Origin of the sequence: uncultured Methanofollis sp. (assembly GCF_937919355.1) — an archaeon.
Lineage (GTDB): Archaea > Halobacteriota > Methanomicrobia > Methanomicrobiales > Methanofollaceae > Methanofollis.
In genome coordinates this window covers 1-26,392 of record NZ_CALFSA010000140.1, presented here as the reverse complement: position 1 = coordinate 26,392, position 26,392 = coordinate 1, and the positions used below count along the sequence as shown (strand labels likewise).

Genomic DNA, 26,392 nt, shown 5'->3' with positions numbered 1-26,392 from the left:
CCTGTGACATGCTGGTTAACAGCCAGCCACTCTACCAACTGAGTTATGGCGGCAATACACTATTGTGCCTTACAATCTTTCTTGACCATCGTATTAAATCTTACTGGAGGGGTTGTTCCGCATCCCCTCCAGGAGGGCGATCATGCCGTCGATCTCACTGTCGAGACCGGTGAGATCCTCGCGGGCGCGCTCGGTAACCGTCGCCCCCGCAGGCGAGGCCCTGATATACCCCATCCCCTCCAGGACACGGAGAGAATACCGCACCCTGTGATAGGGCAGGTCGAGCACCTCGGCCAGCTTCATGATCCCGATGGGCTGGTTTGCGGCGACGACCCGCAGGACCTCAAGGTGGCGGCCGAGGAGTTCGATCTCACTCTTCAGTTTTTTGAGCACCTTTCTCCTCCTTTCTGGAGGGACCGGCATGCACATCGAGCCAGGCCTTTGTCCGGTAATAGTCCTTCCTGAAATACCAGATGAGGGGGAGGTCGATGAGGATGAGCACCGCTGCGACCACCGGACCGGCCGGCTGGGGCAGTTTGAAGAAGAGGCCCACGGCGAGAGCAATGAGTATTATAATGATATTCAGGACTATCGTCAGTTTCCAGAACTTCCATTTGAAGACCTGCTTGTCGGCGTCCTCCATCGATCGTACTTGTGCGTGCTTGTTGAAGTAGTTTTCATGCGGTCGTCAGGATGAATCTGGTTCACTCGATATCAGGAGGAGCGTTTTCGGGAGGTGCCCGATCTTTCATGGCGGTTCCCGAGAGCGTGGAGAATAAAATTCGATAGGGTGCCATCGAATCCCTCAGTCTTTTTGTTTTTTCTGTCAGCCGCATGGTCCCCTGCGTGAGAGGGACTGCAGGTCTTTTTGCTGTTGTTCATTGTCTCTCCGCTCTGCGTACCGAGTTCAAGGGTGATGACCTGCGTACAATTGATCCGTGCCGGTGTTGAGGATGTCCTCCAGGACTATGTCGTGGAAAAAGAATAATAATTCATGTCCCCCGAAGGAAGGGACTGAAAATTCACCATTCATGCCTTTTTGATGTGCGACAAAGCGTAATTTCTTGTAATCATCCATCCATAGGTACACAGTACTGCCGGGCCAACGGCCCGGACCAGGATGATTGTATGGAAAGCCTTGACACTGCTCTTGCTGCGGCGGACTGTGCGGCCTACGTCCTCTATGCCTCCTCGGACGACGCTGATTTCCGCTACCTAACCCGTTTCCAGGTCTCCGACCCCCTCCTGTACGTGAAGCGGAAAGGTGAGCAGGGACTCCTGGTCGTCCCCCAGATGGAATATGAGCGTGCGGCGACTGAGTCGTCGGCCGCACCCATCACCCGTGCCAGTGCAGGTTTCCTGGCATATCTCGACGAGGAGAAGGACGCCTGGAAGGCGCTGGCGCGCACCGCCGCCTCCCTCGCCGGCGGGAAGGTCCTCGTCCCCCGCGCCTTCCCGTACTGGCTCGGTCGCCTGCTGGAGGAGTATGCCGGCATCGAGGCCGATGGCACCGGTGCCGTCAGGGCGATGCGGGCCGTCAAGACTTCAAAGGAACTCACTGCCATCAGGGCGGCGCAGAGGGCGACCGAGGCGGCAATGGACCTCGGCATCTCGATGATCCGCCGCTCGACCGCGCAGAACGGCGTCCTTCACCTCGATGGCGCCCCCCTCACCTCGGGGCGGGTCAGGACAGCGATGCACCTCTTCCTGATGGAGCGGGGCTACACCGCGAAGGAGACGATCGTCTCCTGCGGAAAGGAGACGGCCATGCCCCACAGGCAGGGTGACGGCCCCCTCCTCGAAGACGAACCCGTCGTCATTGACCTTTTCCCGCGGCACGACGCCACCGGCTACTATGCCGACATGACCCGGACGGTCGTGAAGGGCGAACCCTCCCCCGAGATCAGGGACATGTATGAGGCCGTCCATACGGCCCGGGAACTCGGCGTCTCCCTCATTGCGGCAGGTGTGCGGGGCGCCGCAGTCCACAACGCCGTCGTCGAATTCTTCAAGGAACAGGGTTATGAGAGCAACACGAAGGGCTTCGTCCACTCGCTCGGCCACGGTGTCGGGCTCGAGATCCACGAAGACCCCTCCCTCTCCCCCTCTGGGGGTCCCCTCGAAGCCGGCAATGTCGTCACCGTCGAGCCCGGCCTCTATTACCCGGGCGTCGGCGGCATACGCATTGAGGACATGGGCGCCGTCACAGCAGGGGGTTTTGATCGCTTCACAAACTATCCATCGGACCTGATCGTATGACAGACGAAGAAATGGAACTCTACCTGGAAGCAGGGAAAATTGCAAAGAAGATACTGAACGAAGGGGCGGGCATGGTGAAGGTCGGTGCCTCCATCCTCGACGTCGTCGAGACCGTTGAAGGAAAGATCCTGGACACGGGCGCCGAGATTGCCTTCCCCCTCAACCTCTCCCGGAACGAGGACGCCGCCCACGACACTGCCTCGCCCGGTGACGAGCGGGTCTTTGCCGGGGGCGACCTGGTCAAACTCGACCTCGGCGTCGCCGTCGAGGGAATGATCGCAGACACCGCCCTCTCAGTGAACCTCGGCGGCCACGAAGATCTGGTCGCGGCGTCGCGTGCCGCCCTTGACCGGGCGATCACTCTGGTCCACCCCGGCGTCACCACCGGCGAGATCGGCGCCGTTATCCAGGCCGAGATCGAAGAACGGGGCTTCCAGCCCGTTTCTAACCTCACCGGCCACGGCCTTGCGCCGTACTCCATCCACACCGACCCGACGATCCCGAATGTTGGCGTCGCCGGTGGTGCCGTCCTCGAAGAAGGGATGGCCATCGCGATCGAGCCCTTCGCCACCACTGGCAGCGGCCGTGTCGGCGACCACTCCCGGATCGAGATCTACCAGCAACTTGCCGTAAAACCGGCCCGCCTCCCCGCAGCAAAGCGCATCCTTGAGCAGATCCGCGGCCGCCGCGGCATGCCCTTTTCCCGCCGCTGGCTCCCGCAGGACAAACTCGAGATCGCCCTTTCCACCCTCGTACGGGGCGGGGGGGTCTACGGCTACCCCGTCCTCCACGACGTCCCGGGTTCCTTCGTTTCGCAGGCAGAGCACACCCTCATCGTCACGGCAGACGGCTGCATCGTGACGACCAGGTGAGATAGTATTATCGGAGCACATTCACCATAGGAAATGTTACATCCATGTCGTGCGCAGAGAGCAGAGACGATGTCCTCCGGCTGATGGAGTATCTCCTGACGGCTGAGGTGTATACCAAGAACACCCGGCTGGACATGGACGACCTCCCTCCACAGTGCCGGTTCCTCTTCCTCCCCAGCCCGGAAGCGGCCGAGATCAAGCGCCCTCTCGTCGTCACCGAAGCCCTCCTCAAGAGGGCGCCGGGGACGACGGACGAGGCGATCAAAAAACTTCTCAAGAACCCCTTCGTCGAATTCGACACCCTCAACCTCCAGTATCATGTCACCGACCTGAAGGCCGGTGCAGAGTGGTTCGCCAGCCATGGCGGAAAGGACCTGGTGGCGAAGAACCCGACCCTCGCCTTCTATATCGGGGGTTTCGACTCCCTCAACGTGAAGTACGAGGAGGTGCGGGCGAACAACCCCAGGTTCTCCGATTCCCGCCTCTCCCTTGACCGAAGGGTCGCGAAACTGGCCGAAAAAGACGAACATTTCAACGAAGCACTCGAACTTGTCGTCGTCAGCGCCCCCGACGAGATCGAACAGCAGATGGACAGCATCGTCTGCACCGAAGCGCAGAAGGAGGTGATAGCACGGATCGGGACAGCGATCGAGAACCGCGACTTCCTCAGGGAGCACAATATCTCGGAGGTCGGCAAACTCCTCTTCGTCGGTCCACCCGGCACCGGCAAGACCTCCCTCGCCCTTGCCATCTGCCATGAACTCCACATGCCCGTGCTCGAGGTCCGCCTCTCCATGGTCACCTCCCAGTACCTCGGCGAGACCTCGAAGAATATCGACCGCATCTTCGAACTTGCAAAGGCCCTCTCACCCTGCATCCTCTTCATCGACGAGTTCGACTTCGTTGCGAAGAGCCGGGTCTCCGACGACCATGGCGCAATGAAGCGTGCCGTCAACATGCTCCTGAAGAACATCGACAAGATCAGCCTTGTCAAAAACGGTGTCGTCCTGATCGGGGCAACGAACCACCCGCAACTCCTTGACCAGGCTGCTTGGCGGCGTTTCGACGAGGTCGTCGAGTTCTCCCTCCCCGACGAGGCGATGCGAGCGGCGATCCTGACGACCATCTCCCGGTCCCTGGACTGCGACTGCGACCTCCCCGCTATGGCAGCGCGGACAGAGGGCTTTTCAGGCGCCGACCTGAAGATGATGCTGAAGGAAGCGGTCCTGAACGCCCTCATGGACGGGCGGCGGACGATCTCCCGGACCGACATAGAATGCGGCCTCCTGACGGTGGAGAACCGCAACCTGATCAGGAACTGTTCCTGGGGATAGGATGAAGGTCACGCTGCTCGGGACCGGGGACGCCATCGGGACGCCGAAGATCGGGTGTTCGTGCCCGGTCTGCACCGAAGCCCGCCGTACCGGTCGGCAGCGCCTGAGGGCGGCCGTCCTCGTGGAGGTCGGGGAGAAGCACATCCTGGTGGACACCGGCCCCGACCTCAGGGCCCAGCTCCTCGCCGCAGGTTCGCCGCACATCGACGCCGTGATCTGGACCCACGGCCACTACGACCACTTCATGGGCTACGGTGAGTTCTACCGCGTGCAGAAGGTCCCGCCCGTCTATGCCGCCGCACCGACCCTCGACTATGCAGGCTCAGTCTTCTCCTTCCTCTCCCTGGAAGGGCACGCCGTCGAGCCGTACCGCCCCTTCGACCTCTTCGGCGCTATGGTCACCCTCCTCCCCGTGGACCACCCGCCGATGCCGACCTATGGCGTGCGTATCGAGCACGACGGCGCGGTGCTCGCCCTCACCGCCGACACGAGCGACCGCATCCCCGCGGCGACGCGGGAAGCCCTCGCGGGCGCCGACCTCCTGGTCCTCGACGCCATCGTCCCGCCGGGCTACACCATCACGAAGCACATGAACTATGCCGACGCCCTGAAGATGGCCGCAGAACTCAGGCCGAAGACCTTCCGCTGCACCCACGCCTCCCACCTCATCCCCTGGGGCACCCCCCACTTTGCGGTGGACGGCGAGACCTTTGAGTTGTGAGCGGGAGAGGGGTTCGGGATTTTTTCTTTTTTCGATCGAGGGAGACCTTGAAAACTGATGGATTTCTCCTTTCCCTTCAGTCGTTCCCATCTCGGATAGAAGGTGATGGCAATCTCCCTCCTGGGAAGTGCGTCGACCTACTGCCTTCCCCGTACAGGCCACCGGGGGCTCCTCGAAGGTCTTCAACCTTCTTGACCTCACTTCATTCGGTCCTCGAAGACCTCCGGTCCGTGGCACATCGAAGATGTGCACGCACAGGAAAATCTTCGATTTTCCGTCTTCTCGTTGCCCCCGGACCTGCCATTGCGATTGAGCGGGGGAAGAAAGAACAGGATACTCCGAGGAGGAAAATTGCCCTCCCCCTCCCAATCCTGAGCGGGAGTCCGGGGGAACGACCGAAGGGAGTCGAAAAGACGAAGTCTTCGAGGTAGTCCCCCGGAGAAGGGCGCCGATCAACCGCCTTCCCCATAATCTAGCCGGGTCTCCTCGAAAACCTACGGCCAACATTTGCCGCCTAGGAGATCCCCTCTCCTCTCGATCATTATTCCCCCCCTCCCCTGTACACCCTCGACACCCCCCACCCCAGGAGGAGGATGCCAATGCCGAGGAGGACGACCCCTGCCTCGATCTGGAGGAGGAGGAAGAAGGAGAAGATGATGCCGAGGACGGGCATAAGGGGCACTTCCAGCACGTCGAGAGGGACCCTGAAGGGGCGGGGTGTGTCGGGTTCCCTGAAGCGGAGGAAGACCACCGTGGCGTTGACGAGGGCGAAGGTAAGGAAGAGAGCGAAGTTCGTGGCATTGGCCACATACGTGATCCTGCCCGGCAGGGTGAATGCCGCAGCGATGGCGGCGGCGGCCACGACCGCCACCCACGGCGTCCTGAAGGCCGGGTGCACCCGTGCAAGGGGTGCCGGGAGGGCGCCGTCGCCGGCCATCCCCCATGCGAGCCGCGACGTGGACACGATGAGCAGGAGGGAGGTGTTCGCCGTTGCGCAGAGGGCCACGAGGGAGATAATGAGTGCGGCGCTCCCGCCGAGGGCCGCCTCTGCAATGGCGGCAAAAGGTGCGGGCGTGGCCGCAAGCCCCTCCCATCCCAGGACAGAGACTGCACTCACCGTCACGAGCATGTACAGCACCACCGCCGTGGCGAGGGCGAGGATGAGGGCACGCGGGATCGTCTTCTCCGGTTCCCTCGTCTCCTCGGCAAGCTTCACCATCTCCTCGAAACCCATGTACGCAAAAAAGACCAGGGCCGAGGCCTCGAACACCCCTGATAGGCCCTTCGGCATCGCGAAGTAGTCCACAGAACCGAGGTACGGGAGACCGATGACGATCACAAAGACAATACCCCCCGCCTCGATGAGAGTCATTGCGATCGCAAAGAGGGCCGTCTCCCTGATCCCGTACACCCCGATCGCCGCAAGCCCTGCAATGAGGATCAGGGCGGCCGGGACCGCCTGTATGCCCGTGAGACCGGCGACATAGCCGCCGAAACCGAGGGCGACCGTCGCCGCCGAGAGGACGCCCGAAGCCAGGATAAGCCAACCGACAAGGAAAGCCGCAGTCCTCCCGAAAGCCCGGCCAGCGTATATGTACTCGGCCGACGCCCGCGGGAACATCGAGGAGAGTTCAGCATAAGAGAGTCCGGTGCAGGCCGCCATCACCGCCGAGATCCCGAAGGCGACCCAGACAGCATTCCCGGCAAGACCGGCCGCCTCGCCCATCAGGGCATAGATGCCGGCGCCCAGGATGATCCCGATCCCTGAGAGGGTGACTTCAGGGAGACCCAGCGCCCTCTTCAGCCGGCCGCCTCTTTCCATGTCCCGTTCTCCCCCCTTCCGGCATAAAAACCCCTATGTCAACCGGAGGATCTGGCACCTTCTCCCGTACCCATATCTATATACTCTCCTGCCCACCACTTACACATATATGGATGTCAAGATCCTTGAGCGTGAAGAGGACAAGGTGCGGATGGTCCTGAAGGGAGAGGGTCACACCTTCATGAACGCCCTCGTCGAGGAGATCCTCACCGACCTCTCCGTCGACGTGGCACGATATGAAATAAAGTACCAGTTCTCCGACCCCGAACTCCTCGTCACGACCCACGGCGGAAAGGATTCCGTCACTGTGATCCTGGAGGCCTGCGCCCGCCTGACCGCTCAGTGCGACGAGATCCTCGCCCAGACCCGGGCGCAGACAGCCGCATAAACATGAAAAGGGACGCGACCGGCTTCGACCGGATCGCAACCCGCATCTTTTCTCCTCTCTACCCGGTGATCGCGGAGAGGCTTCTTCTCTGGTCGGGAAAGAGGGACGGACTCTGCGTCGACCTCGGCACAGGGCCCGGCCTCCTTGCAATCGCTCTTGCCCGTACATCCGGGATGGACGTCCTTGCCCTCGACCTCTCCGCCGAGATGCTCGGCTTTGCCGGGGGACACATCAGGGACGCCGGCCTTGAAGACAGGGTCTTTCCTCTCCTCGGCGATGTCCACACCCTCCCCTTCAGGGACGGCACCGTCGACCTCTTCGTCTCCCGCGGCTCGATCTTTTTCTGGGAAGACCGTGTCCGGGCCTTTGCAGAGACATACCGCGCCCTTGCACCGGGCGGCGTCGCCTACCTCGGCGGGAGTTTCGGGACAAAAGCGCTGAAAGAGGAGATCTTCCAGAAAATGCGGGAGGTCAACCCAGACTGGGACCGGGACGTCGGCAGGCGGAGCGGCCGTGCCGACCCCGCCGCCCTCCTGTCTGATCTCGCCCGTGCCGGGCTTTTTTCTGCCAGGATAAAAGAGGATGAAGCCGGGTTCTGGGTCGAGATCAGGAAACCCTGATCAGACCCGCTCGGTGAAGATGATCGATCCCGATATTCTGGTGATCTTGATCTTGACAGTCTGACCGGGGCGGGCATTCGAGACATACATGATATATTTCCCGATCCGTGCCACGCCATCGCCACGCCGGGAGATCGACTCGATCCTGACGTCGATGATCGAGCCCTCTTCGAGGCGACTGCCCGGCTCCTCTGCCCGTACCTTCCGCTTCCGCACCGGCCTGTGGCCGCCGCAGGCGTCGCACCTCAGGATGAGGATACGGCCGTCCTTGACGAGTCTCGTGTCTGGCCTCCCGCACTCGGAGCAGATCACGTAGTCCTCGACATAGTTCTTGATCGCGGAGACGATCGCCGTCTCTTCGAACTTCCCGTTGAAGATGGCGCGGCCGCCCTCGATCTTCCCTGCCGTACCGAGTTCGCCGACGAGATATTTCATCAGGTGGTCGGGTTCTCTCCTGATATATCCGGCGATATCGCCGAAGTTCTCGATGACGGTGGTCTTGCCCTCGATATAGACCTTCGCCTCGGGAATATGGAACCGCTCGGCACTCGGGCCGATTTCGGTGATATTGGCATAGGCTTTCTTCAGCAACTCTTCATAGGGATCTGCCATGGTGTTATACTATGGCCGGGATCGGTTAAAAGGGATAGCACCCCTGAGATGGATATATAGGCCCCGAAACCCACCTGTGAGTACATGCTGTCTGCCGATGACCTCGCGTTTATCACCGCAAAACTGGGCAGGGACCTCACCGATGTGGAGGCCGCCTGTTTCGAGAACCTCTGGAGCGAGCACTGTTCGTACCGCTCGACCAAGGGGCTGTTAAAGACCCTCCCGACAGAGGGAAAAAATGTCATCCTCGGCCCTGGTGACGACGCCGCCATCGTCCGCTTCTCCGATACCTGCGCCCTTGCCGTCGGCATGGAGAGCCACAACCACCCGAGTTATGTGGACCCCTACGACGGCGCTGCCACCGGCGTCGGCGGGATCGTGCGCGACATCATCTCGATGGGTGCCAGGCCCATCGCCCTGATGGACCCCCTGTACTTCGGCGCCCTCTCCGAGGAGAAGACACGGTACCTCTTCGAGCACATCGTCGCCGGCATCGGCGACTACGGGAACTGCATCGGCGTGCCCGTGGTGCGGGGCGAGACCGTCTTCGACCCCTCATATCAGGGCAACCCCCTCGTGAACGTCGTCTGCGTCGGCGTCGTCCCGCCTGATCGATTCACCACCGCACGGGTGAAGGCGCCGGGCAACCGCCTCGTCCTCTTCGGATCATCAACCGGCCGCGACGGGCTTGGCGGCGCTTCTTTCGCCTCCCGCGACCTCTCCGAAGGTGCAGAGGCTGAAGACAGGCCGAGCGTCCAGGTCGGCGACCCCTACACCGAGAAACTCCTCATCGAAGCGACCTGCGAGATGGCGGAGACGGGGAAAGTCCTCTCCTGCCGCGACCTCGGCGCCGCCGGACTTGCCGGGGCCTCGTCCGAGATGGCGAGTTCCTTCGGCGCCCGCATCCATGCCGACCGCGTCCACCTGCGGGAGACCGGCATGAACCCTGTCGAGATCATGCTCGCCGAGTCACAGGAGAGGATGCTCATCGAGGTCGCCCCGGGTGACGTCGCCCTGATGGGTGCGATCGCCGAGAAGTACGACCTCTCCTGGAGTGAGATCGGCGAGGTGATCGCGGAGCCGCGGTACATCGTCGAGTTTGAAGGGAAAACCGTCTGCGACCTCCCGGTCGACCTCCTTGTCGGCGGGACGCCGGGCTGCGCCCTCCCGAAGGCGCCGTCGAAGACGCCGTCCGCCCCGTACACCGCTCCGTCGGGCGACCTGAAGGGCCTCGCCCTTGCGGTCCTCGGCCACCCCGACGTCGCCTCGAAGGCGTGGATCACGGGGCAGTACGACCATGACGTGCAGGTGCGCTCGGTCTCCCTCTCCCACGACGCCGCCGTGATCCGGCTGGAAGACGCCGCCCTCGCCCTCTCCTGCGGCTGCAACCCGCGGCAGATCGCCCTCGCCCCGTACGCCGGTGCGGCAAACGCCGTCTACGAGAACGCGGCGAACCTCGCCTGCGTAGGTGCCGAACCCCTCTGCATCGTCAACTGCCTCAACTTCGCAAGCCCCCTCCACCCGGAGGTCTTCTGGGAGATGGAGCAGGCGGTCCTCGGCCTCGGTGACATGGCCCGGAAGATGGATATCCCGGTCGTCGGCGGGAACGTCTCCCTGTACAACGAGTCGGACGAATACGGGACAGAGATCAAACCGACCCCCTCCATCGGCATGATCGGCAAGGGCCCTGTCCGCCGCTGGATGCAGCCTGCGGCAGGCGACAGGATCGCCCTTGTCGGGACGACGGGCCCGCACTTCGGCGGCTCTGTCCTCGACGCCGTGACCGGATGCGGCGGTGCCGTCACGCCGATGGCAGACCCCGCCCTCGTCCCGGCGGTCCGGGATCTCGTGGCGGCCGACATGATCACCGGCGCCACCGACCTCTCGAAGGGTGGCCTCCTCGCGGCCCTTGCGAAACTCTGCCCTGACGCAGAGGTGAACCTTGCGGGCGACCCCCTGACCGCCCTCTTCTCCGAGACCTCGGGCCGCTTCCTTGTCGCCTTCAGGGACGAGTCCGCCCTTGCCGGCCTGCCGTATCACGTCATCGGCACCGTCGGCGGGGAGGGCCTGCGGTTCTCCGCCGGGGCGAAGAGTTTTGCCCTCAGCCGTGGGGAGATCACCTCCGCCCTCTCTTCGATCACGCGCCAGATGCAGTACTGATCAGGCGGGCAAGCCCGTCCAACCTCTCCCCTTTTTTGATCTCCGTATCGCTGATGTGGAAAGTCCCGGTGACTGTCATCCCCCGCTCTTCGATCTGCCGTGCGAGGTTCTGGAGTGCTTCGCCCGGCGCCCCGCCGCTTGTTGCAAATGCGATCCCCTTTTTCCCCTCGCAGTTTTCGAGCGCGGCAACAATGGCGTTTGCGGCCGGCGTCGGCCTGAAGGCCCAGACCGGCGTCCCTATGGCGACGACATCATAGGCCGCGACGTCGATGACGGCAGGTTCGATCTCGGCCTTCTCCCCCCTTCTTGCCTTCGGCGCTCCTTTGAGGTACATCATCACCTTCGAGTACCCCGCACGGTCCTTCACCTCGACGAGATCGGCGCCTGTCGCCTCTGCGGCCGCTTCGGCGACCATCTTCGTGTTCCCGGTGGCAGAATAGTAGACGATACAGACCTTCATGGGGGACTGATCGGGGGGATGGGATATCTTCGTTGCGGCGGATAAAATGAGCGAATGCCTTTGTAGGGGCGGGCTGTCCCAAAATTCCTGATGATCATCCCGGGACTCCTGCTCATTTGGCTCTGGAGAACCCCTCTCTTAACTGGATCGATCACTCTTCCTGATCTCCGGGAAGGATAACCCAGCACTCTGAAGAGGTCTGCGACCCACCTCCAATCCTGAGCGGGGTGCGAGCGAAGCGAGCTTGAGAACACAGGGAATCGAAGATTCCCAGTGAAGGAAAATCTGTGATTTTCCGTGCACAGGAAATCGAAGATTTTCTCGTTCAGGCACATCTTTGATGTGCACTGAGACGAAGTCTTCGAGGCCGGGGGCGTAGTCCCCCGGCACAGGCGGTAGAACCGGATTTTCCCAGATCCTGAAATTATTTTTTCTGGAACTGCGGCATCAGCGCCCTGATCTCTTTCCCCACACACTCGATCTCGTGCTCCTCGTCGGCACGGGTGAGGGCGGTGAAGACCGGCCTGCCTGTCATGTTCTCCAGGATCCACTCCTTTGCAAAGCGGCCGTCCTGGATCTCGTCCAGGATCTCCTGCATCGCCTCATAGGTCTCAGGGCCGATGACCCGCGGCCCCCGCGTGAGGTCGCCGTACTTTGCGGTGTTCGAGATCGAGTCCCGCATCCCCGAGAACCCGCCCTCGTAGATGAGGTCGACGATCAGTTTCAGCTCATGGAGCACCTCGAGGTAGGCCATCTCCGGGGCGTAGCCGTTGGCGACCAGGGTCTCGAACCCGGCCTTGATGAGGGACGTGCACCCGCCGCAGAGCACCGCCTGCTCGCCGAAGAGGTCGGTCTCCGTCTCCTCCCTGAACGTCGTCTCAAAGACCGCGGCCCGCGTCGCCCCGATGCCCTTTGCGTACGCCAGGGCGATCGCCTTCGCATCACCTGTTGCGTCCTGCTCGACGGCGATGAGCGCCGGGACACCCTTCCCCTCCTCGTACATCCTCCTCACCATATGCCCGGGCCCTTTCGGCGCGACCATCACGACATTCACGTCCGGCGGCGGGACGATCTGGCCGTAGTGGATGTTGAACCCGTGGGAGAACATCAGGGTCTTCCCTCCTGTGAGGCCCTGTCTCACTGCGCTCCGGTAGACCGCCGCCTGGTCCTCGTCGGGGAGGAGGACCTGGACGATCTCTGCTTCCCGCGCCGCGTCAGCGACCTGGAAAACCTCGAAGCCGTCCTTGATTGCCATTTCCCAGCTTTTCCCCGGCCTCACCCCGATGATCACGTCGAGGCCGGAGTCCTTCAGGTTAAGGGCCTGCCCGCGTCCCTGCGACCCGTATCCGATGACGGCAATCTTCTTCCCTGCCAGCACTCCCATATCGGCATCGGCATCAAAATATTTCTCAACCATACTCTACCGCCTCTTAGTGATAACGAAGTTCATAAATAATTATAGGAAGTACCTTTCCCCACTACACCATGGCGCTCGTCGATATCTTTCCCCTGCGCCACGATTCGTAGATCAGTTTCCAATTGAGGTTTACGAGAATGGAACTGCCAGACGTACAGTCGACCACTCCAGATGTCCGTATCAACCTGACGAGGGTCGGCGTAAAAAACGTTAAAAAACTGGTTGAAGTCTCCCGTCCGGGCAAACGCCCTGTGATCTTTATCTCGAACTTCGACGTTTTTGTCGATCTCCCCGGAAGCCTGAAGGGGGCCAACCTCTCCAGGAACTTCGAGGTAATAGACGAGGTACTCCAGGAGGCCATTGATGGAAAAGTGTCCGAGATCGAGGAACTCTGCAGCGTAGTCGCACGCAAACTCCTCGACCACCATGAATATGCCGAAAGGACCGAGGTCCTGATGCGCAGCGAGTTCATGGTCCGCCGCGAGACTCCGGTCTCGAAGACGAGCTGTCACGAGGTCGTGAAGGTTCACGCCCGTGCTGTCGCCCGGCGGAACGGTCACCACCCCATCATCAGGAAGAGCATCGGCGCTGAAGTCACCGGCATGACCGCCTGCCCCTGTGCCCAGGACATCATGAAGGACCATGCGATCCACGTGATGGAGAACCTGGGCATCGAGCAGGAGAAGATCGACGCCTTCTTTGAGGAGGTCCCCATGGCCACCCATAACCAGCGGGGCCGCGGCTTCCTCTGCATCGAAACCGACGACGACCAGCACGTCTCTCTTGAGACGATCATCAAGGTCCTCAAGGAATCGATGAGCGCTTCGATCTACGAGCTCCTCAAGCGTGGCGACGAGAACTATGTCGTGATGCAAGCCCACCGCCACCCCCGCTTTGTCGAGGACTGCGTCAGGGAGATGGCACGGTCCGTCGTCAAAAACTTCGGCACCCTGCCCGGCGACTCGATGGTTCTCCTTCGTCAGACGAATGAGGAGAGCATCCACCAGCACGACGCCTACGCGGAGCGGAAGGCGACGCTTGCCGAGTTGATCGCAGAACTGAACGGAGACTAAAAACCCCCAAAACCCCCTTTTTTTTAATGTATTCTTTCCGGCGTCCCGTGACCACACCTCTCGCGTGAGGATCTCTATTCTGAAATCCAGGCCTCTTCATGCAGCAGGTCTGTTCAAGAAACCCCGTGTTCGTTCCATTGTCCGGGTGTAGTCCCTGTTCTGGAATTGATCTCGCCGTTTTATCCTGAATTACTCCATCAAGGAGTTAATTTCCCATGATTGATCGATGCCGAATCGAAAGATATATTTAAAGCGGCGAAGTAATTGCTTCTGACGTACTTCTGTGGTACGTGTCACACCTATTGCACAGGTTCGAAGCACGGTATCGCTGTTTGAACACTCAAACCAGAATGAGGCGATATATTTGTCGAAAGTTGTAGAGATTTCCCCAACCACGAGGCACGAGGGACACTCAAAACTCGTCCTGAAGGTAAATGACGAGGGTATCGTCGAGCGTGGTGACTGGCTTTCCATCACCCCGGTGAGGGGTGTCGAGAAGCTCGCCATCGGCAAGACGATGGAGCAGGTGCCCAAGATTGCCTCCCGTGTGTGCGGTATCTGTCCGATCGCCCACACCCTTGCAGCGACTGAAGCCATGGAAGCATCCATCCGGTGTTACATCCCGGAGGACGCAATGCTTCTGCGGTACATTCTTCAGTGCGCAAACAGGCTGCACAGCATCGCCCTGCATGACATCCTTGTCCTGCCGGACATGTACCTGCCTGGCACAGACACGAAGATCAACCCGTTCACGCCCGAGGAACCGGTTCGGTCTGTCGCTCTCCGGATCCAGAGGCTCCGTGAGATCGGCCAGACCATCGGCGAGATCGTCGGCGGCGAAGCCATCCACCCGTCGAACCCGCGTGTCGGCGGTATGTACAAGAACATCTCCCCGCGGGCAAAGCAGAAGATCTACGACCTTGCAAAGGAAGGCCGCATGCTTGCCCACGCCCAGGAAGAGTTCATGGTTTCCGTCTTCCGCAACTACCAGAAGCGTGACTGGGCAGAGGTTGCCGGCCGCCAGATCCCGATCCCGAAGGACCTCGGCTACCACAACCAGGGCTACATGGCCGCCGCTCCGATCTACGGCAGCAGCAGCCTTGACGACAACCCGACCTGGTTCCCCGAGCGCTGGACCGAAGTCCGGCCCTGGGACTGGTACATGGGCGAGGAAGAGATCACCCTCGAAGACAAGGACTATCCCGTCGGCGGCACCACCCCGGCAGGCGGTAAGGCCTGGCCGCAGATGCAGGCCTGCACCGGCGTGCCCCTGTACGACGGTCAGCCTGTCGAAGTCGGTCCGCGTGCCCGTCTCGTTACGTTCAAGAACTACGACGAGAAGGGTGCCATGGGCCTGAACATTGCCCGTGAGATGGAATACGAAGGGACCTGCTACGGCATTCTCGAGGCCGTCGACGCCCTCAACACCTCCGGCAAGGTCCTTGCCGACGAGATCCCCGGTGGCGACGGAAGCCTTGGCTGGGCTGCCAACGAAGCCCCGCGTGGCTGCGACGTCCACCTTGCAAAGGTCAAGGACGGCAAGGTCCGCTGGTTCTCCATGCTTGTCCCGACCACCTGGAACTTCCCGACCTGCAGCCGCGCCCTGACCGGCGCTCCGTGGGAACTCGCAGAAGTCATCGTCCGGGCCTATGACCCGTGCGTCTCCTGCGCCACCCACATGCTGGTCGTGGACGAGAACAAGAAGATAGTGGCCCAGAAACTCCTCGAGTGATCATGTTATACCCGGAAATCGTGATTGTGGGATGCGGTAACCCCCTCTTCGCCGACGACGGCCTCGGGCCCGAGGTGATCGAGGAGCTGAACCGCATGCAACTTCCCGACAATGTCAAGGCCATCGACGCAGGGCTCGGGGCCCCGCACTTTATTTTTACGCTGATCGACCCCGAGGTCACGAAAAAGATTATCATCGTCGATATTGCGGACTTCGGTGCGGAACCGGGCACGCTTGCGAAGCTGGCTCTTGAAGACCTGCCGCCCGGGAGCTACCGGGACGCCCATTCCTGGGACCTGACCGAGCCGCTCCAGAGGCTGAAGGATAAAGTCGAGATCACGATCTTCGGCGTCCAGCCGAAGCGGGTATCATCGCCCGAGATGGAAATCGGGCTCACCGAAGAGGTTCAGAAGGCCATACCCAAGGTAGTACGTCACGTACTCGCAGAAATTGGGGTGGATTATGGGGCTACTAGCGAAGCTGAAAGGGATCATCTTTGGAAGGAAGGAGCCACCCAAGCCTGAGGAGGCCCTGAAGGCGAAACCCGAACCGGTAACGGCGAAGGTTCAGCCAGAGGCGCAGCCATCCGAAGATAAGGGGACAGTAAAATGGGTGAAAAAGCCCGTGCCAACTCCGGCGCCGCGGCCTGCACCCGTGAAAGAGGCCCGGCAGAAACCTGCTGCCGGAGAGCCCGCCAAAGCGGTTGAGACCTTGAAAGAGGTCATAAAACCAACACCCAGACCTGTAGCGAAGCCTTCTGAGATCAAAGTGGAAAAATCGTCTGAGATAATTAAGGAGGAAAAGCCTGTGGTAGAGAAGATTACCGTGGGGCATGTGCACATGAGCGGCTGTACCGGATGCCTTGTGTCCTTTGCAGACAACTACGAAGGACTCTTCAAGATTCTGGACAACTATGCTGACCTCGTCTATGCACTGACCCTTGTGGATGTCAGGCATATCCCGGAGATGGACGTCGCCCTCGTCGAGGGTTCTGTCTGCCTTCAGGACAAGTGCTCTGTTGAAGAGATCAAGGAAGCCAGGGAGAAGGCGAAGATCGTCGTCGCCCTTGGCGGCTGTGCGGCATACGGGAACATCACCCGGTTCTGCCGTGGCGGCCAGTGGAACCAGCCGCAGATGGAGTCTTACGTCCCGATCGGAGACCTGATCGACGTAGATGTCTATATCCCCGGCTGTGCGCCGACCCCGCAGCAGATCAGGAACGTCTGTATCATGGCGTACCTGCTCCTGAAGGGTACCGACGAGCAGAAGGAGCTTGCCGGCGCGTACCTCAAGCCACTCATGGCCCTTGCAAAGCGCGGCTCGAACGCTGAGTTCAGCAGCGAGGCCTGCGGCTGCGATCTTATGATCAACGTCGTCAACCAGGGCCTGTGCATGGGCTGCGGCTCCTGTGCCGCCGCCTGCCCGGTCCGTGCGGTCACCATGGAATACGGGAAGCCGCAGATCGAGCGCGACCTGTGCATCAAGTGCGGCGCCTGCTATGCCCAGTGCCCGAGGAGCTTCTTCAACTTCGATGTGATGAACGAGTTCGAGGGTATCAACGAACTCATCAAAGAGGTCATGCAGTGAGGTGAAGAAAAATGGTACTCGGTAACTACAAGACCTGTGTTGCTGCACGCAGCACCGATAAGGAAATCCTGAAGGGAGCCCAGGACGGCGGTATCGTCACCCAGCTCTTCGCGTATGCACTCGAAGAGGGTATCATCGACGGTGCCATCGTAGCGGGGCCGTCCGACGAGCCATGGAAGCCCGAACCGATGGTTGCGACCACGAAGGCGGAGCTTCTTGCGGCACGCGGCACGAAGTACAACCTTTCCCCGAACATCTCCCTCCTCAAGGAGGCGACCCGGAGCTACGGCCTTGACAAGGTCGGCATCGTCGGCACCCCGTGCCAGATGCAGGCCGTCAGGAAGGCCCAGCTCTACCCGGTGGGCATGCGCGACGTGCCTGACAAGATCGCACTCGCCATCGGGATCTTCTGCATGGAGAACTTCCCGTACCAGTCGATCGAGGCGATCGTCGAGGACCACTGCAACCAGAAACTCGAGTCCGTCGTCAAGATGGACATCGGCAAGGGCAAGTTCTGGGCCTACACCGAGCGCGGTGCGGTCTCCCAGATCCCGCTGAAGGTCACCCACAAGTACGAGCAGCCCGGCTGCCACGTCTGCCTGGACTACGTCTCCAACCTCGCCGATGTCTCGACCGGATCGGTCGGCACCCCGGACGGCTGGAGCACGGTCTTTGTCCGGACAAAGAACGGCGAAGATATCTGGAACAAGGCTATCACCGCCGGATGCTTCGAGACCAAGGACATCACCACCGTCAAGCCCGGTCTGGAACTCGTGACCAAACTCGCCACCGACAAGATCACGAAGAACCAGAAGACGCTCGACGCCCGTGCGTCCTTCGGTGTCGGTAAGGGCCTGCGTAACCCTTACCTCTAAATACATTTTTGCACGTTTCTCTCGGGCCGGAAGACTGCAGTCCTGCACTCTTCCGTTTTCCGGGTACTCCTGATCTGTGAAGGTCCTTTTCTGGAGTGTCTGCGCCGGATGACTCTCCCACTCGACTGAAGGGAGGGTCAGGACGGTCGAAGACTTTCAAGGCAGTCCCCCGGCGGAGGCATGCCAGAACAGGAATCCTACAGCACTTTTGCCTCCGGGCCGTCCGGGAAATCTTTATATCAAGGATGCCGGTATGGTGAGTGGGGGGACCATGAAAACAAAGATCACCTTTGAGGAGCTTGCGCAGTTGCCTTTTTTCGAAGGGGTTGCGACGCTCTCACTTGTGAGGCGGGGCGAGATCGAACTCTTCCTCGGTGACGTCCTGATGACGGAGTGGCAGGTCGAAAAAATCGTGGAGGAAGTGGTCAGGGCCCTGCAGGGAATGCCGCGGGTCGTGGAAGTCTACCGGTAGATGGTGACCGGGTCAAGGGTGGCGTCGATGAGGAGGTCGAAGGCGATCTGGTCGAGCCAGCCCGCTTTCTCGAACATGTTCATGAAGCAGACGCCGACCTTTTTAGCCTGCGGGTATCGTGCAAGGAGTGCCGCCGCGTCCTGTACCTCCACCGTGGTGTTCGGCATCGCAAGGCCGCCCATCATGACGATGACCGCAGGGTCGTGGACTGCCGGCGAACCGCCTATCTGCATGCCCATGCCGGGGACGGCATGGATCTCTCCTGCCTTCCCCTCATCGAGGTACGGCACGAAGACATTCTCGAAGGGGAGGTCGCGGACGGCGAAGGCGAGCAGTTCGATGAATGGTGTGCAGGTCCCCGGAACGCCGCAATACATGACCCGGGCGCCTTCTGGGAGGCCGGCACTGGCAAGGTACTGCTTGAAGGGCCTGAGCATGCCCGGGACACCTGAGAGAGTCTCGATTTTTTCCATATCTCTCGGTAGGTCCGGTTCTATATCTCTGTGACGGTACAACGCCCGGCCCATGCATTCTTTTACGCAGAAAAAGTCCCGCCGAGCATGCCGACTGTGAAGATGACAAGGACTATCAGCATGGTTGCACCGAAGGCAAACAATGCACGGTCGAGAGTACGCGTATCCATATTCTCATGATCCTGTCGCGGGTAGATAATTCTTCCCATTTTTTGTCCGCAAGGTCTATCCCGAAAAAAGTCTACCTATGATCGATGGCAGAGAAGAAACTTGTCCGTCCTAAGAATGACCGCCTGATTGCCGGTGTCTGTAGCGGGATAGGCCGGTATATCGGCGTCGACCCCGTGGTCGTGCGCCTTGCCTGGGCGGTCATCTCCTTCTTCAGCTACGTCATACCCGGTGTCCTTGTCTATATCCTCGCCATGATCATCATCCCCGAAGAAGAAGAAGAAGAAGGCGTCCTCGACGCGGAGTTCACGGTGAAAGAAGAGAAGAAGGCCTGATCCTTCCCACAAATTATTTCTGAGGCGACCTGTATGGTCCCGTGATGACATGCCGGTATGCCACCAGAATGGGGAAGACTCCCCGGTCCTTCATCAGGGAGATCCTGAAAGTCACCGAAAGCCCTGAGATCATCTCTTTTGCAGGAGGTCTCCCGAACCCTGCCCTGATCTCGGTGAAAGATATTGCAGAGGCGGCTCGATCGGTTTTTGAGTCCGGGGGAGTTGCCGCTCTTCAGTACGCCACGACCGAGGGCTATCTGCCTCTCAGGGAATTCATCGCCGATCGGTACAGGCAGAGGCTCGGTCTTGACGTCGGGCCCGACGAGGTCCTCATCACCAGCGGCTCCCAGCAGGCCCTCGACCTTATCGGTAAAGTCTTTCTCGACGCGGGTGACGTCGTTGCGATCGAGCGCCCCGGTTATCTTGGTGCGATCCAGGCATTTTCCCTGTACGAACCCTGTTTTTGTCCGGTCCCTCTCGAAGAGGACGGGCCTGCCCTCTCGGCCCTGGAGAGGACGCTCGAAGAGCGGGATGTCAGGCTTTTCTACGGTGTCCCGAACTCGCAGAACCCCTCCGGGATCACCTGGTCGCGGGAGAAAAGGGAATGCGTGGCGTCTCTTCTTGATGGGACGGACACGGTCTTTGTCGAGGACGATGCCTATGGAGAACTGCGGTTTTCGGGCCGGTCTCTGTCTCCGGTGAAGAAGTACCTCCCCGATTCGACGGTCCTGACCGGGTCTTTCTCGAAGATTGTGGCACCGGGACTGCGTATGGGCTGGATCTGTGCGAAACCCGAGACCCTCGACCGCCTCGTCGTCGCGAAGCAGGCGTCAGACCTCCATTCCAGCACTTTTGCCCAGCGGGTTCTGGCGCGATACCTTCAGGACACTGATATCGACGCGCATGTCCGTGAGATCTGCCGGGTGTACGACCGGCACTGCACGCTGATGGCCTCCCTGATAGACGACCTCTTCCCTGATGGCGTCACTCGCACCGAACCCGACGGCGGGATGTTCCTCTGGGTGACCCTCCCTCCCGGCCTCTCCTCGATGGCCCTCTTCGAGCGTGCCCTTGCCGAGCGGGTTGCCGTCCTGCCCGGCCTTCCCTTTTATGTGGACGGCGGCGGGGAGAACACGGTCCGCCTCAACTTTTCGAACGCCGACGAGGACGGGATCACCGAGGGGATGCACCGACTGGCACGGGCCCTCCGGGCATAAAGGGGATCAGGCACTTTCCCCTGCTCCTTTGTACAGCCAGTTCCGGTAGACGATCGGCGTCACCACCGTCGTCAGGAGGCTCATCAGCACGATTGCAAGATAGATCCCCTGGTCGATGAGGGCCATGTTGAGGCCGATGAGGGCGACGATCATCGCCACCTCGCCGCGGGGCGCCATGCCGAAACCGAGGATCAGGCTTTCCTGCCTCCCTACCCCCATGAGGGCGGCGGGGATACCGCAACCGACGACCTTGGTGATCACCGCAATCACCGTGAGAGCGATGAGGAAGACCATGATGTCCGGCGTGAGGGCCGAGAAGTCGGCGAGGATGCCGAGAGAGACGAAGAAGATCGAGGCGAAGATGACATGGAGGTACTCGGCCCCTTCCTTCAGGTCGCGGGAGTTGACGATGGTGACCCCGTGGAAGGAGACGCCGGCGATGAATGCTCCGATGATCGCCGATATCCCGACGGCCTCTGCTCCAAGAGCGTAGAGGAAGGCGAACATCATCGCCGTGATGAAGAGGAACTCGGGGTACTTCCGGGAGAAGGGCGTCCGGTCGATCCACTCGAGGAGAGGGGCGACAACTTTTATCCCGGCATATCCTGCGACGACGATGAAGGCGAGGTCCTTCAGGACGACCATTACGACAGAGGCCGGGGTGAAAGTCCCGGAGACAACGTCGACTGTTATGGAGAGGGCCATCAGGGAGAGGACGTCGTCGATGACCGCCGTGCCGATGATCGCCCGTGCCACGTCGGTGTCGAGTTTCCCCATCTCACGCAGGACATTGGCAGTGATCGCGATGCTCGTCGCCGTCATCGCCGTGCCGACAAAGACGGCGCTCTCGAAGCCGTAGCCAAGTGCGGCCGTGATCCAGTACCCGCCTATCCATGGTATGATGACTCCGCAGAGCCCGATCACGAGGTAGCGGGGGTCCAGGATGTCCTTGATCTTGAACTCCAGGCCGATGACGAAGAGGAGTATGACGGCGCCGAGGGCGGCGAGACTCCGCACAAAGTCGGTGTACGTGATCAGGCCGAGGACGCTCGGCCCCACGACGAGCCCGACCAGGATCTCCCCGATCACCGCAGACTGGTTGATCCTGGACGCCACCAGGTAACCGGCCAGGGCGACGAAGAGGAGGAGGCTCATCTGGAACTCGATGGTCGATGCGATCTCGGTGGACATGGGATCGATCTTGTCGCTGGTGTTTTTAACTCCGACGGCAGTTCACCCCTCCCTCCAGCCGGGGTTCTCTGCCAGGAATTTCCTTTCTTTCTCTTCCATCTCCTCTGCCGTGAAGGACGCGGGCATGTGGATGCACCGGTGTTCTCTGAAGACGCCGCGGGCGAATGTCCCCTGCCGCTCGTCCGCCCGGCACGCCCCGTAGGTGCCGGCGTCGAAGTCGTGGTAGACATGCTCCAGGCCCTCGTGCTCTGCGGCCTTCTTCGCCTCTCTCCATGAACCTGCCATACTCCTCTCGCACGCCCTGACATTATATGGAGATTTCCCTGAGCACCTGCCGGCAGGCGCCGCCGGTGCCGACCCGGCAGAGCATGGCACCCTGTGCGGTAAAACGGTATGGCAGGGAGAGAGTGGTGTCCCTCTCCGAGGCCTCGCCTGCGCCGAGGGTGATATGGGGAGAGTAGGGCGTGCGCAGGAATGTGCGGGCATATGCGGCCATGGTGGGTTCGTCCCCCTCCCCCTCTCGGAGGAGGAGGGCGGGTACTTCGTCGACGGCGACTGGTGCGAGGGTCCCGGCCGCAGCGCGGTGGAGGGCGAGGAGAGGTCTGTCCGGGGAGAGGTCGAAGCCCGCCACCCTCCGCCCCGACCCTGTCGTCACCGTTGAGAGACCTGTTATGGTGATCTCGAGGGGGAGGTGGGGCCTGAGGCCCTCCAGGGAGATCCCGGCGAGGTCTGTCTCCGGGACTGCGGCCATTGCGAGGGTGATGTGGGGTATGGCGCCGGGTCCGAAAGAGATGGTCATATCGCCTGAATGACTGACAAGTAATCGGTTGATCCGTTCGGCCTCCTCCCTGATAACGGGCGGGAGAACGACTGCAATGTCGACAGCGAGAGTGTGCGCCCTGTGCATGAAGATGGGTTGGTCGGGGTGGAGATATGCCTGTCCCCGTCGGCAGAAAGATAACCCCCCCCCGCATATAGATAATCACAGGAGTTATCCATGGAAAGCAACACTCTCTATGTCGGGAATCTCAACTACGAGACGACCGAAGAACAGCTCGCCGAACTCTTCTCAGAATACGGTGAACCCACCTCTGTCAGGATCATCCCGCGCAAGGGCTTTGGTTTCGTCGAGTTCTCCTCTCCCGAGGAAGCCGAGAAGGCAATGACCGCACTGAACGGCACCCAGTTCATGGGACGGACCCTGCGGATGGATGAGGCGAGGCCGCGCGAGCCCCGTACCGATTCCCACAGATTCTAAGAACAATACTCCTTGCCGGGGAAGAATCCCCGGTTTCTTCTTTCCGGGGTTTCATCCCCCGGAAAAAAGGTATTATTGTCGTTTTTCTGATGTTCTCCTTTTCGATGGAAGGAGTGGGAGAGACTAAAGCGTGGTTTCTTCGCTTTTAATGTCTACTCCAATAGGCGAACTATTTCCTATCTCATTTTAATGGTTGTATTATCCTAAGCAGGACTTCTCTTGATCTGAATCATCAATCTATATGGCTGTATATTTATAGTGCAGATTTCGATTAAACCAAAACATATATGATACATTATGATAGTATACAAAATATGCCTGAATTTGCATACACATATAACACTGGCAGTTTAAAGCAATTGTTTCCCAAAATTCGTGAGGTTGCTGTTCCACAAAAGGTCACACTTGACTGGCTTGTATCATTGGGCTTTAAATCTAGTAATGATAGAAGGATGGTAAAAATATTAAAGGCAATTAATTTTGTTGATGCTTCTGGGAGACCTACAGAATTATGGAACCAGTATCGAGGCAAGGATTATAGACAGATATTAGCTCAGGGAATCATTTGTGGATATCCGGAATTATTTAATATCTATCCCGATGCTTTTGCTCGAAATGCTGAAGAATTAGGAAATGTCATAAGCACGAAGAGCAATGGTGGGAAGCGGACAATCGAGGTAATTGTTTCAACATTTAAAACGCTTTGCGAGATGGCAGACTTTGATGTTTCGTTTAATCCAAGGGAAAATGATTCTATCTCAAATGATGATTCTGCTTCCGGTAGCGATCCCACTCTAAATAATGATGAAACGACAAATTCTCCAGTCATACCAGAAGCAATCTCGAAAAACGATGTTGGCGGTGATGTTTCTTTGAATATAAACATTCAACTCACTGTTTCCGAAACGACTGATAGTTCAGTTTATGATAATTTTTTTGCTGCAATGAAAAAACATCTTTTTTCTTAGATTCATATATTTTTTTTATATCGATACTTATTTATGAAAAATTAAAAGTTTGAGCGCAGGATTTATACTTCCTTTTCCAGTATTGAATATTCTAAAAATCTGTAACTTTTGGAGCAATCGTATAACAAATAATATTTTCATCCAATATTCTCACCCCTGTTTTTTTCGTCTTGACACCGCCTATTTCCAGACCGCCTGCAATGAGGAGGGGGAAGCCGGTGATGACAAGGAGGATTCAGTCTGCTGCCATGGCGCGGGGGAGAGGATCTCGGTGCCAGGGTCTGCCGGAGGATGGTGCATGAGCCCTTTCTCCGCAGGTTCGACGCCGAGGACAAGGGTGTTCATGCTGTCTGTTACCAGGTTCACCCAGAGGATCTGAACTAGGAGGAGGACAAGGGGCAGACCTGCAGGACCTTGCCCCCCGGCACAGACTCCCCGGTGAGCGGCGCTTCGTCGACCTGGATACCTGTCGCCGCGGTGACGCGGAGGTCTGCAGGCACTTTCATCCCGGGATCGTAACGGCACCGTCTCACCGACGATGAGGATGGCGACCGGAGTGCTCCCGAACCGGCGGAGGACGGTCCCCGGCCCGGTCAGGGGAGTCTGCCACCGCGCCGGGATCTCCCCGCCGCTATATAGAGGGACCGGGCCTGTCCCTCTTAGATACTCTTAATACCGCATGCCCGAGATATTCTGGTGTGTACGGTACCTACGACCTCTCCTTTAGTTACCAGAAGGACGGTCTTGATCTCTCGATTGAGCCACAGGACGGGAAGTACCTCTACCGCCGCACCCTGAACGGGCAGACGAAGACGCGGACTCTCCTCTCCTCGGGCGGGCGGTTGATCATCAACCCGGTCGAACCCCTCAACCTCCCCAAGGAGATCTGCCAGACCCTCCTTGTCGAATTCGACCCCCTCGCGATCGAACCCGGCGCGGAGCAGATGATCTACCTTACATTCCCCATCGAGATCGGTGTTTTTGTCGCCGGCCGCGGGAACCTCGAACTCCTGGACATCTTCTCCTGGAACAATCAGAAATACACATTGTACGGCTCGTCTGAGAAAGGAGTGATCGCGCGGTGGTGGCCGGCTACGGCACGTTCGTCCCCTGCTGCCGACCTCGACCCCCTGAAAGAAGGCCTCCTCTCCCTTGAGATCGCCAATACAACGCGGGAGTGGGTCGATATCTCGAAGGTCGTCCTGGACGGTTCGGCGATGAAGATCTACTACGGCGACCTCGTCTCCTCGCAGGCGTGGATGCGGGTCCTCAGCACGATGGTGGCGGAGACCAGTTTTTATGACCGGGCCTCGCGCGATGGCCAGAAGAAAGCGGTCGAACTCTTCACGGCGCGGGGGCTTGCCGGGGTCGAGCGCCAGCGTTTCCTGATGGACCGGGGGCTGTAAGTGGTGTTCGACTTCGGCCTTGACGATCAGATCTCGTTCTTTCCCTCTCTCAAATGGGGCGAGTTACTCTACATCGTCTTTGTCATTCTCCTTGCGGCGACAGTTTCGAAGATCCTGACCATCTACATCAGGAAGACTCTTACCGACAAGGTCAAACTGAGTCAGCTCGACCTCTTCATCAAGGTGATCAATTATGCGGTTCTCATCATCACCATCCTGATCATCGTCCCCTTCTTCAATGTCGAACTTGGCGCTCTCCTCGTGGCCGGCGGGTTCGCTTCGATCGTTATCGGTATCGCCAGCAAGAGCGTGCTCGGGAACCTTATATCAGGTCTCTTCCTCCTCTTCGAGCGGCCGATCACCATCGGGGACAGCGTCAATATCGGGAGCGTGGGGGGGACCGTCACAGACATCAACATCTTCTCGACGATCGTGAAGACCTATGACGGCGTCTTTGTCAGGATACCGAATGAAAATGTCTTCACCTCCGAGATCACAAATTATGTGGCCCACGAAGCCCGGCGGTTCGAGTATGTCATCGGGATCACGTACGACGACGACGCGAACGAGGCGATCCGGATCATCAGGGAGGTCGTCTGGAGCCACCCCTTTGCCCTGAAAGACCCGTCGCCCTCGATCTATGTCGACGAGTTCGCCGACAGTTCGGTGAACATCATGGTGCGCATCTGGGCCCCGGCCACTGTCTGGTGGGACGTCAGGACCGATCTCCTCTGGAAGATCAAGGTGGAACTCTCGAAGAACGGTATCGAGATGCCCTTCCCGCAGCAGGTGATCTGGTTCCAGAACGAACTGAAGGAACGGGTCACTCTGAGACCGGGCGAGGACCGGGCGCAAAAGGCCGGCCCTGACGAGCATACCTGAGGTGCATGATGGCAGACAAGATTACAGAGATGGTCCTGGCACTTTCGGCGCAGGACCTCGATAAAAGGCACGACGCAGAGGAACACCTTG

At 59.7% G+C, this 26,392-nt stretch carries 31 protein-coding genes; 19 read left to right on the top strand and 12 right to left on the bottom strand.

Features of this window, described 5'->3' with window-relative positions:
- Positions 1-93: 93 nt before the first annotated feature.
- Together Q0520_RS06875 and Q0520_RS06870 are read right to left on the bottom strand one after the other, a co-directional pair.
- Entirely contained in the window at positions 94-393 is a 300-nt protein-coding gene (locus tag Q0520_RS06875) for a hypothetical protein (RefSeq protein ID WP_298668005.1), read from the bottom strand.
- Positions 371-643, bottom strand: coding sequence for a hypothetical protein (locus Q0520_RS06870; protein WP_298668003.1), 273 nt, complete (start codon positions 641-643; stop codon positions 371-373). The genes Q0520_RS06875 and Q0520_RS06870 overlap by 23 nt, the downstream gene beginning before the upstream one ends.
- A 485-nt stretch (positions 644-1,128) precedes the next feature.
- Here Q0520_RS06870 and Q0520_RS06865 point away from each other — a divergent pair, with 485 nt between their 5' ends.
- Genes Q0520_RS06865 through Q0520_RS06850 form a run of 4 tightly spaced genes read left to right on the top strand, consistent with a single transcriptional unit; the run spans position 1,129 to position 5,186 of the window.
- Positions 1,129-2,259, top strand: a complete 1,131-nt coding sequence (locus Q0520_RS06865) for a Xaa-Pro peptidase family protein (protein WP_298668001.1) — start codon at positions 1,129-1,131, stop codon at positions 2,257-2,259.
- Positions 2,256-3,131, top strand: a complete 876-nt coding sequence (map, locus tag Q0520_RS06860; protein WP_298667998.1) for a type II methionyl aminopeptidase — start codon at positions 2,256-2,258, stop codon at positions 3,129-3,131. The genes Q0520_RS06865 and map overlap by 4 nt, the downstream gene beginning before the upstream one ends.
- 44 nt (positions 3,132-3,175) lie before the next feature.
- A complete protein-coding gene (locus Q0520_RS06855; protein WP_298667995.1) occupies positions 3,176-4,465 on the top strand; it encodes an ATP-binding protein in 1,290 nt (429 codons plus the stop codon).
- Position 4,466: 1 nt separating this feature from the next.
- Positions 4,467-5,186: an MBL fold metallo-hydrolase gene (locus Q0520_RS06850; protein WP_298667992.1), complete on the top strand. Its 720-nt coding sequence runs from the start codon at positions 4,467-4,469 to the stop codon at positions 5,184-5,186.
- 541 nt (positions 5,187-5,727) lie between these two features.
- On the opposite strand, the gene Q0520_RS06845 is transcribed toward Q0520_RS06850, so the two are convergent.
- Positions 5,728-7,008: an APC family permease gene (locus Q0520_RS06845; RefSeq protein ID WP_298667990.1), complete on the bottom strand. Its 1,281-nt coding sequence runs from the start codon at positions 7,006-7,008 to the stop codon at positions 5,728-5,730.
- Positions 7,009-7,117: 109 nt separating this feature from the next.
- On the opposite strand from Q0520_RS06845, the gene Q0520_RS06840 reads away from it, so the two are divergent.
- On the top strand, positions 7,118-7,396 hold the full coding sequence (locus Q0520_RS06840; RefSeq protein WP_298667987.1) for a DNA-directed RNA polymerase subunit L: 279 nt from the start codon (positions 7,118-7,120) through the stop codon (positions 7,394-7,396).
- A gap of 2 nt (positions 7,397-7,398) precedes the next feature.
- The gene (locus Q0520_RS06835) at positions 7,399-8,016 is read left to right on the top strand and encodes a class I SAM-dependent methyltransferase (RefSeq protein WP_298667984.1); all 618 of its coding nucleotides are present in this window, start codon (positions 7,399-7,401) and stop codon (positions 8,014-8,016) included.
- On the opposite strand, the gene Q0520_RS06830 is transcribed toward Q0520_RS06835, so the two are convergent.
- A complete protein-coding gene (locus Q0520_RS06830) occupies positions 8,017-8,628 on the bottom strand; it encodes a translation initiation factor IF-2 subunit beta (protein WP_298667982.1) in 612 nt (203 codons plus the stop codon). It abuts the gene before it with no gap.
- An 84-nt stretch (positions 8,629-8,712) separates the two neighbouring features.
- Between Q0520_RS06830 and purL the strand changes: the two genes are divergently transcribed.
- On the top strand, positions 8,713-10,788 hold the full coding sequence (gene purL, locus Q0520_RS06825) for a phosphoribosylformylglycinamidine synthase subunit PurL (RefSeq protein ID WP_298667980.1): 2,076 nt from the start codon (positions 8,713-8,715) through the stop codon (positions 10,786-10,788).
- Here purL and Q0520_RS06820 read toward each other — a convergent pair.
- Together Q0520_RS06820 and ilvC are read right to left on the bottom strand one after the other, a co-directional pair.
- Positions 10,766-11,248 carry a flavodoxin gene (locus tag Q0520_RS06820; RefSeq protein ID WP_298667977.1) on the bottom strand — a complete coding sequence of 161 codons (483 nt, stop codon included), beginning with the start codon at positions 11,246-11,248 and terminating at the stop codon, positions 10,766-10,768. The genes purL and Q0520_RS06820 overlap by 23 nt on opposite strands.
- 424 nt (positions 11,249-11,672) lie before the next feature.
- Positions 11,673-12,665, bottom strand: coding sequence for a ketol-acid reductoisomerase (gene ilvC, locus Q0520_RS06815; RefSeq protein WP_298667974.1), 993 nt, complete (start codon positions 12,663-12,665; stop codon positions 11,673-11,675).
- Positions 12,666-12,802: 137 nt separating this feature from the next.
- On the opposite strand from ilvC, the gene mptA reads away from it, so the two are divergent.
- The 6 genes from mptA to Q0520_RS06785 all read left to right on the top strand — a co-directional run bounded on the left by mptA (position 12,803) and on the right by Q0520_RS06785 (position 18,404).
- Positions 12,803-13,738, top strand: coding sequence for a GTP cyclohydrolase MptA (gene mptA / locus Q0520_RS06810; RefSeq protein ID WP_298667971.1), 936 nt, complete (start codon positions 12,803-12,805; stop codon positions 13,736-13,738).
- 364 nt (positions 13,739-14,102) lie between these two features.
- Positions 14,103-15,470, top strand: a complete 1,368-nt coding sequence (frhA, locus tag Q0520_RS06805; protein WP_298667968.1) for a coenzyme F420 hydrogenase subunit alpha — start codon at positions 14,103-14,105, stop codon at positions 15,468-15,470.
- 2 nt (positions 15,471-15,472) lie between these two features.
- A complete protein-coding gene (gene frhD, locus Q0520_RS06800) occupies positions 15,473-15,994 on the top strand; it encodes a coenzyme F420-reducing hydrogenase, FrhD protein (RefSeq protein WP_298667965.1) in 522 nt (173 codons plus the stop codon).
- A 283-nt stretch (positions 15,995-16,277) separates the two neighbouring features.
- A complete protein-coding gene (gene frhG, locus Q0520_RS06795) occupies positions 16,278-17,057 on the top strand; it encodes a coenzyme F420 hydrogenase subunit gamma (RefSeq protein WP_298667962.1) in 780 nt (259 codons plus the stop codon).
- An 11-nt stretch (positions 17,058-17,068) separates the two neighbouring features.
- On the top strand, positions 17,069-17,932 hold the full coding sequence (gene frhB, locus Q0520_RS06790) for a coenzyme F420 hydrogenase subunit beta (RefSeq protein WP_298667959.1): 864 nt from the start codon (positions 17,069-17,071) through the stop codon (positions 17,930-17,932).
- A 271-nt stretch (positions 17,933-18,203) separates the two neighbouring features.
- Positions 18,204-18,404: a hypothetical protein gene (locus tag Q0520_RS06785; protein WP_298667956.1), complete on the top strand. Its 201-nt coding sequence runs from the start codon at positions 18,204-18,206 to the stop codon at positions 18,402-18,404.
- Here Q0520_RS06785 and Q0520_RS06780 read toward each other — a convergent pair.
- Positions 18,395-18,877, bottom strand: a complete 483-nt coding sequence (locus tag Q0520_RS06780) for a DUF2124 family protein (RefSeq protein WP_298667954.1) — start codon at positions 18,875-18,877, stop codon at positions 18,395-18,397. The genes Q0520_RS06785 and Q0520_RS06780 overlap by 10 nt on opposite strands.
- Before the next feature lie 254 nt (positions 18,878-19,131).
- Here Q0520_RS06780 and Q0520_RS06775 point away from each other — a divergent pair, with 254 nt between their 5' ends.
- Both Q0520_RS06775 and Q0520_RS06770 read left to right on the top strand, forming a co-directional pair.
- The gene (locus Q0520_RS06775) at positions 19,132-19,380 is read left to right on the top strand and encodes a PspC domain-containing protein (RefSeq protein ID WP_298667951.1); all 249 of its coding nucleotides are present in this window, start codon (positions 19,132-19,134) and stop codon (positions 19,378-19,380) included.
- A 44-nt stretch (positions 19,381-19,424) separates the two neighbouring features.
- Complete coding sequence (locus tag Q0520_RS06770; RefSeq protein ID WP_298667948.1) at positions 19,425-20,597, top strand: PLP-dependent aminotransferase family protein; 1,173 nt, start codon at positions 19,425-19,427, stop codon at positions 20,595-20,597.
- Positions 20,598-20,603: 6 nt separating this feature from the next.
- Here the strand turns inward: Q0520_RS06770 and Q0520_RS06765 are convergent, their stop codons facing one another.
- The 3 genes from Q0520_RS06765 to Q0520_RS06755 are packed head-to-tail and all read right to left on the bottom strand — an operon-like array spanning position 20,604 to position 22,695.
- On the bottom strand, positions 20,604-21,788 hold the full coding sequence (locus Q0520_RS06765) for a cation:proton antiporter (protein ID WP_298667943.1): 1,185 nt from the start codon (positions 21,786-21,788) through the stop codon (positions 20,604-20,606).
- A gap of 42 nt (positions 21,789-21,830) precedes the next feature.
- Complete coding sequence (locus tag Q0520_RS06760; RefSeq protein WP_298667941.1) at positions 21,831-22,073, bottom strand: hypothetical protein; 243 nt, start codon at positions 22,071-22,073, stop codon at positions 21,831-21,833.
- A gap of 22 nt (positions 22,074-22,095) precedes the next feature.
- Positions 22,096-22,695, bottom strand: a complete 600-nt coding sequence (locus Q0520_RS06755) for a 2'-5' RNA ligase family protein (protein WP_298667938.1) — start codon at positions 22,693-22,695, stop codon at positions 22,096-22,098.
- Between the two features lie 90 nt (positions 22,696-22,785).
- Between Q0520_RS06755 and Q0520_RS06750 the strand changes: the two genes are divergently transcribed.
- Together Q0520_RS06750 and Q0520_RS06745 are read left to right on the top strand one after the other, a co-directional pair.
- Positions 22,786-23,046, top strand: a complete 261-nt coding sequence (locus Q0520_RS06750; protein WP_298667935.1) for an RNA-binding protein — start codon at positions 22,786-22,788, stop codon at positions 23,044-23,046.
- A 314-nt stretch (positions 23,047-23,360) separates the two neighbouring features.
- Positions 23,361-24,014 (top strand): DUF5343 domain-containing protein, encoded by a 654-nt coding sequence (locus tag Q0520_RS06745; protein WP_298667932.1) that lies wholly within the window; start codon positions 23,361-23,363, stop codon positions 24,012-24,014.
- Between the two features lie 180 nt (positions 24,015-24,194).
- Here the strand turns inward: Q0520_RS06745 and Q0520_RS06740 are convergent, their stop codons facing one another.
- Both Q0520_RS06740 and Q0520_RS06735 read right to left on the bottom strand, forming a co-directional pair.
- Positions 24,195-24,359 carry a hypothetical protein gene (locus Q0520_RS06740; RefSeq protein WP_298667929.1) on the bottom strand — a complete coding sequence of 55 codons (165 nt, stop codon included), beginning with the start codon at positions 24,357-24,359 and terminating at the stop codon, positions 24,195-24,197.
- 35 nt (positions 24,360-24,394) lie between these two features.
- Positions 24,395-24,520, bottom strand: a complete 126-nt coding sequence (locus tag Q0520_RS06735) for a hypothetical protein (protein WP_298667927.1) — start codon at positions 24,518-24,520, stop codon at positions 24,395-24,397.
- A 192-nt stretch (positions 24,521-24,712) separates the two neighbouring features.
- Between Q0520_RS06735 and Q0520_RS06730 the strand changes: the two genes are divergently transcribed.
- The gene (locus Q0520_RS06730; RefSeq protein ID WP_298667925.1) at positions 24,713-25,420 is read left to right on the top strand and encodes a DUF432 domain-containing protein; all 708 of its coding nucleotides are present in this window, start codon (positions 24,713-24,715) and stop codon (positions 25,418-25,420) included.
- Positions 25,421-26,302 (top strand): mechanosensitive ion channel family protein, encoded by an 882-nt coding sequence (locus tag Q0520_RS06725; protein WP_298667923.1) that lies wholly within the window; start codon positions 25,421-25,423, stop codon positions 26,300-26,302.
- The last annotated feature ends 90 nt before the right edge of the window (positions 26,303-26,392 follow it).